2 protein-coding genes and 1 pseudogene are annotated in these 4,179 nt (G+C 64.3%); all 3 read right to left on the minus strand.

Going from position 1 to position 4,179, the window contains the following annotated elements:
- Window positions 1-701: pseudogene (locus EOA28_RS26895) on the minus strand (aminotransferase class III-fold pyridoxal phosphate-dependent enzyme); the annotation flags it as partial.
- A 363-nt stretch (window positions 702-1,064) separates the two neighbouring features.
- Entirely contained in the window at window positions 1,065-3,134 is a 2,070-nt protein-coding gene (locus EOA28_RS26905) for a prolyl oligopeptidase family protein (protein WP_128315459.1), read from the minus strand.
- 72 nt (window positions 3,135-3,206) lie between these two features.
- Window positions 3,207-4,179 (minus strand): MFS transporter (locus EOA28_RS26910; RefSeq protein ID WP_148670868.1); only part of this gene is annotated, 973 nt, incomplete at its 5' end.

Raw genomic sequence — 4,179 nt, forward strand, 5'->3', positions numbered from 1 at the left:
CGCCGGCACCCATCACCGGCTCGCCGATGAAGGCGGCCACTTTGTCGGCGCCGGCTTCGAGGATCGCGTCCTCGACCGCCTTGGCCGCGCGGATGCCGAAATCATGGTCGCTTTCGCCGGGCAGCGCCAGCTCATAGGCATAGGGCATCATCACATGGACGATGTTGGGCACCGCGCCGCCGAGCTGCTTGTGCATCGGCTCCATGCCGCCGAGCGACGTGCCGGCGATGGTCGAGCCGTGATAAGCCATCTTGCGGGAGATGATGCGGTTCTTCTCGGGCTTGCCTTCGAGCGCAGTAGTGGCGCACGAGCCTGAGCGCCGTGTCGTTGGCCTCCGAACCGGACGAGCCATAGAAGACCTGGCTGACATGCTTGGGGGCCAGCTCCGCCAGCTTCTTCGACAACAGCACCGGCGTCGGCGTCGAGCATTTGAAGAAGGAGTTGTAATAAGGCAGCTCCTTCATCTGCGCGTAGGCGGCCTCGGCCAGTTCGTCGCGGCCATAGCCGACATTGACGCACCAAAGGCCGGCCATGCCGTCGAGGATTTCGGTGCCGTCGGCGTCGTAGATGAACGGGCCGTTGGCGTGGGTGATGATGCGCGAGCCTGCCTCGCGCAGCTCCTTGTGGTCGGTGAAGGGATGAAGGTGATGCGCGGCGTCGATCTGCTGAAGCTGCTTCAGCGAATAATTCTGATAGGTCATGGATTTGATCTTTCCTCTTGAATCAATCCGGCAAGGGCCGGGGCGGATTCGTCAGAGGAAGCGAGGCGGCGAATAACCGATGCGGGCGCACAGCCGCAACAACTCGGCGCGAAGGGTCCGCGGTGACGGCGTCACCGCGACCCCGAAGGCGCCAGATGTGCTGAAGCGGATCATGGCGCCAGCTTATGCCGCCTGAGGCCTCGAATTCAAGTCGTGCCAAGGTGTGTTGAGATTCAGGTCAGGCCGAGCCGAAAATGTCGGTTCCGAGAACCGGAGCGGAGCGTACCTAAAGTACGTGAGCACCGGAAGCGCAGAAAACCGATATTTGCAGGCTGGCATCACCTGAATATCAATACACCTTAGTCAGGCGACGCCGCCGAGCGCACGCTTTAGGAACATGTAGCGCATCGCCGTTTGCGCCGCCTGCGGCCGGCGGTCGCCGCGCCCGCCATGGCCGCCTTCGGTCTCCTCGAAGAACAGCGTCCTCCCGTGGCCTGCCTCCTGCAGCCGCGCCGCCATCTTGCGCGCGTGTCCAGGATGGACGCGGTCGTCGGCGGTTGAGGTCATCAACAGCACCGGCGGATAGGCGACATTGGCCGCGACATGCTGGTAAGGCGAATAGGTGGCGAGCCAGGCCGCCTCCTCCGGCCTCGAGGGATCGCCATATTCGGCGATCCACGAGGCGCCGGGCGGCAGTTCGGTGTAGCGCAACATGTCGAGCAGCGGCACGTCGATGATGACGGCGCCGAACAGTTCGGGCCGCTGTGTCAACGACGTGCCGGTAAGCAGGCCGCCATTCGAGCCGCCCTGGATGCCGAGCTGTGCCGCCGTGGTGATGCCGCGCTTGACGACATCCTCGGCAACCGCCGCGAAATCGTCGAAAGCATTCTGGCGCTTGCCTTTCAGCGCCGCCTGGTGCCAGGCCGGACCGAACTCGCCGCCGCCGCGGATGTTGGCCTGGATATAGGCGTTGCCCTTGTCCAGCCAGAGCTTGCCGCGAATGCCGGCATAGCCTGGCAGCAGCGGCACTTCGAAGCCGCCATAGCCATAGAGCAGCGCCGGCACCGGCCCGTTCTGGTCGCGGGGCCGCACCACGAAATACGGGATCATCGTGCCATCCTTCGAGCGGGCCTCGAACTGCTCCGAAACATAGGGCGAGGCATCGAAGCGGGCCGGTTGCGATTTCACGGTTTCCAGCGTCTCGCCGTCGTCGTCCGACCAGATGATCGAGCTCGGCGTCAGGAAATCGGTGAAGGAGAAGGAGACGCTGGAGCCGAAATGCTCGGCATGGCTGATGCCGACATTGCCGTTGTCGGGCAATGCCACCGGCTTCAGCGACCACCCGTCGGGAGTGCGATCGCAGGCGATGACCTTGCCGCGCACATTGTCCATCAGGTTGATGAACAGCCGGTCCTGCGTCCTGGCCAGCCCGGCGATCGAGACACGATGCGCCGGCGCGAGCACGGTTTCGAATGGACCGAACGCGCCCGTGTCGATCCACCGGTCGAAATCGACCGAGTAAAGGCCGTCGGGCAGGCATTGGGTGCCGTCGGGCGCCGTCCAAGGGCTGCGCACGCCGAAGACCAGCTGGCCCTTGAAGATCGCCGTGTCGGTGGCGTCGTCGGGCAGCGGGATGCGCCGGTTCTCGCCAGAAGCCAGCCGCAGGAAACTGTGCGAGGTGAAGAAGTCGAGCGTCTTGCCGAGCAGCACATGCCGCTTGTCGCCGTCATACTCGACGCCGCCGCCAACCGCGAGATGCTGTTTCTCGCCTTCGAAGATAGGCGTCGCGTCGTCGAGCTTTGTGCCGCACCGCCAAAGCTTGATGACGCGCGGATAGCCGGACTGCGTCTTGTCCTCTTCCTCGAAAGCCGCCGAGACGAGCACCGTGTCCTTGTCCAGCCAGGAAAAGCCCGACTTGGATGCCGGAGCCCGAAACCCGTCCTCGACGAAGGATTTGGTCGCGATGTCGAACTCGCGCATCTCGCTGGCGTCGCCGCCGTCCGGCGACATATAGAGCAGGCAGCGGTTGAAATCGGGATAGAGCCGGCTCGCCCCGCCGAACACCCACTTTATGCCGTCTTTCGCCGATAGCTGGTCGAAGTCGATGATCGTTTCCCACTCCGGCTTCTCGGTCTTGTAGGAAGCGACAGGCGTGCGCCGCCACAGGCCCAGCGCGTTGGCCTTGTCCTGCCAGAAATTATAGACGTAGCCGGCAAGCGCTGCCCCGACCGGCATATTGTCCTCGGCCGTCATGAGGTCGAGCGCGGTCTCGAAGGTCGGCTGATAGGAAGGATCACTCTGCAATTCGGCCACCGTCAGCGCATTCTGGCGATGAACCCAGCCCAGCGCTTCCTTGCCGTTGCGATCCTCGAGCCAGAGGAAGGGATCGTCAGCCGCCAATTCAGGCTGGGTTTTGGTCATCGTGCTGGTCATGCAGGTCTCCATCAGGCGCCCCGCCTACATCGCGTTCGCTGCTTGGATATTCAAGAGCCGTGTTAAGATCGACTACAAAACCCGCCGGCGCACGACCGTCGCCGTCGCCAGCGCAGCGCAGATCGCGCCGAGCGTGACCGGAAGGCCGGCGGCGCCGACGACATCCATCACGCCGCCCGTGAGTGGCGGCACGATGATGCCGCCGAGACCCCACATCAGCGAGAAGGCCGCATTGCCGGCGACTAGCGCCGAGCCGGTAAACCGTTCGCCGAGTTCGATGATCGACATCGTGTAGATGCCGTAGGACACGGCGCCCCAGATGAAGACGCACAGCCAGATCAGCGGCGTCTCGATCAGGGCCGACAAGAGCACGCATCCAAGGATGGTCACCGCCACGCAGCCGAAGCGCACGAGGCGCGCCGTCAGCCTTTCGGCGAGCAGGCCGAGCGGCACCTGCATGGCGATATTGCCGGCGATCATCACCGAAAGCAGCGCCGACATGCGCGCCTCGGGAATGCCGTGATGCGTTCCATAGACCGGCAGCAGCGCCAGTATCGTCTGCTCGAAACCGGCCGCGACGACGACCGATGACAAAAGCAGCCAGGCCAACGGTATGAAGCCCAGCACCGAAACCTTGTTCTCGGCCTCGTCGACCTTAGGCAGCCGGCGCACCACTGCGGCCAGGCAGGCGCCGCAGAAGAGGAAGGCGCCGATGCCAACCAGGAAAGGCGGCCAGCCCTCGGTGCCGACCGCAAGCAGGCAGAGCGGCCCGGTCGCGAAGCCCGCCGAAATGATGGTGGAATAGATACCCATGACGCGGCCGCGCCGCGACGGCGGCGCCAGCGCGATCACCCAGATTTCGCTGAGCACATAAAGGGGGTTGGTCACCACGCCGATCATGAAGCGCAGTGGGAACCACAGATAGACATTCTGCGTCCAGCCGACCAGGGCCAGCATCAGCGCCGAGAGCGCCGCGCAAGTGAGCGCGGTGCGCCCCGCTCCGAAGCGGCGCGCCAATGCCGGAATTGGCGGCGAGGAAACGATG

The organism is Mesorhizobium sp. M2A.F.Ca.ET.067.02.1.1 (genome assembly GCF_004023285.1).
In the GTDB taxonomy this organism is placed as follows: domain Bacteria; phylum Pseudomonadota; class Alphaproteobacteria; order Rhizobiales; family Rhizobiaceae; genus Mesorhizobium.

Coding starts and splice junctions, on each gene's coding strand:
- EOA28_RS26905 (WP_128315459.1), bottom strand. CDS start 3,134: ATGACCAGCACGATGACCAAAACCCAGCCTGAATTGGCGGCTGACGAT.